This is a genomic window from uncultured Sunxiuqinia sp. (genome assembly GCF_947495665.1).
Lineage (GTDB): Bacteria > Bacteroidota > Bacteroidia > Bacteroidales > Prolixibacteraceae > Sunxiuqinia > Sunxiuqinia rutila.
In genome coordinates, this window is record NZ_CANLZV010000042.1 from 1 (window position 1) to 734 (window position 734).

Below are 734 nucleotides of genomic sequence, written 5' to 3' on the forward strand. Positions count from 1 at the left end.
ATTTATGATTTGCCACGCGCCGGAATTTGCTTTAACGATGGATGCTGGGGCGGTAATATTGTGGAAAATAATGATGTGTTTCATACCGTTCTTTCAACTGCCGATCATGGCCCTTTTAATTCATGGGGGCGCGACCGCCACTGGACTATGGCCATGCACGGTGTAGTAAAAAAAGGCCATGAAAATGCGCACGACAGAAGTTGTTTGGATACGTATATTCCAAACATCATTCGTCACAATCGTTTCACACACACCATTGCATCCCATTCTTGGGGAATTGACCTCGATGACGGTTCTTCTAATTTTCACATCTACAACAACCTTACAATAGGTTGCAGTGTAAAACTTCGGGAAGGATTTTTCCGAACGGTGGAGAACAATATTTTTATCGGGAAATTTGCTCCCGGCAAACACGTGTGTTTCAACAATACAGAAGATGTATTGCGGCGTAACATTTATGTAAATACAAATAGCAATGTGGTTTTCGATGCAATTCATGCTAAACCATCGCAGATAAAGGAGATGGATTCAAACCTGTATTACATTACTTCCGGAGAACCTGCGGTTGTTGCACTTCGTGGCCGTGTTGAAGAAGGGTATTTGCCTAAAATGACGATTCCTGAATGGCAGCAAAAAGGACATGATAAATCTTCGATTGTTGCCGATCCTCTTTTTGTGGATATGGAGTCCGGAAATTTTAAACTAAAAGAAAACTCACCGGCATTTAAAATTGG

The 734-nt window shown here is 41.7% G+C and carries 1 protein-coding gene; it reads left to right on the forward strand.

Annotated features, from left to right (window positions below):
- On the forward strand, positions 1-734 hold a 734-nt coding region (locus Q1A18_RS18960), incomplete at both ends, for a hypothetical protein (RefSeq protein WP_299584714.1).